The 1,074-nt window shown below is 46.0% G+C and carries 2 protein-coding genes; both read right to left on the bottom strand.

From position 1 onward, the window contains the following. Positions 1 to 678, bottom strand: a 678-nt coding sequence (locus WMO25_RS18290; RefSeq protein ID WP_349086676.1) for a CoA transferase subunit A, incomplete at its 3' end; no start/stop codon positions are given. Positions 679 to 782: 104 nt separating this feature from the next. Then, the coding region (locus tag WMO25_RS18285) for an enoyl-CoA hydratase/isomerase family protein (RefSeq protein ID WP_349086675.1) at positions 783 to 1,074 on the bottom strand (292 nt) is incomplete at its 5' end.

Genomic DNA, 1,074 nt, shown 5'->3' with positions numbered 1-1,074 from the left:
CATTGGACACAGTGGACGTTTCTCGCCTGTGCGCACATAGACCATATCAACAATAGGTGCAGGTACGTGAATCTCTTCAGGTCCGAGTTCACCGACTTCTACGATTTCTTCTACTTCGGCAATGACAAAATCACCGGCGAAAGCCATTGTGCTGTTGGTAGCTCTGGAATTCAGATGGAAATAGAGATTGCCGGCTGTATCTGCTTTGGTTGCCTTGATCAGGGAAACATCTGCATGGAGTGGCATCTCAAGGAGATATTCCTTACCATTGATCGTCAGTTTCTGCTTGCCGTTCTCAACTTCTGTGCCGACACCGGTAGGTGTCAGGCAGCCGCCAAGGCCGGCGCCGCCGCAGCGGATACGTTCGGACCATGTACCCTGTGGGCAGAACTCGATATCCAGTTCGCCTGCAAACATCTGATCGCGGGCAAGTGGATTGAGCGCAATATGTGTTGTTACAAGCGATTTCACGCGTTTTTCACGGATCAGCTTACCGACACCCTGATCCGGCATACCTGCAGAAACAGCAATAGCATGGATATCTTTGATACCTTTCTCAAGCATACCGTCGATAATCTCATCAGCGGCAAATTCACCGTGCCAGTCACCAAACATAATAGTCTGGCCGTCATGGATTTTGGTAAGGGCTTCTTCTTTGCTTACAACTTTAGACAGCAATTTGACAACCACCTTTCTTAAATAAAATGTAACTGTTCAGAGCCAAGCAAAATTTCAAAAAACAGGTGTAAAATGCTTGCATTTTTAAGACTGTTTTTGAAATTTTATTTGCCTTCAAAATGGGCTTTGCGTTTTTCCATAAATGCTTTGCAGCCTTCCTGGAAATCCATGGATGCAGCACATTCGCGCTGTGTCGGGATTTCAGTTTCAGCAAGCCACTGCTTGTAATCGGAATAAGCAGCGTCATAAATCTGTTTCTTAATATTCTTATAGGAAAGAAGAGGACCAGCAGCCAGTTTCCTTGCAAACTTCATGGTTGCTTCATCCAACTCTTCTTTGGCAACAACCTTGTAAGCCAATCCGAGTTCTTTTGCTTCCTCTGCACTGACTGGGCGA

It is taken from the genome of Coprococcus intestinihominis, assembly GCF_040096555.1.
GTDB classification, from domain to species: domain Bacteria; phylum Bacillota; class Clostridia; order Lachnospirales; family Lachnospiraceae; genus Coprococcus_A; species Coprococcus_A intestinihominis.
The sequence above is the reverse complement of the archived record's forward strand: the minus strand, read 5'-3'. Positions and strand labels throughout refer to the sequence as shown.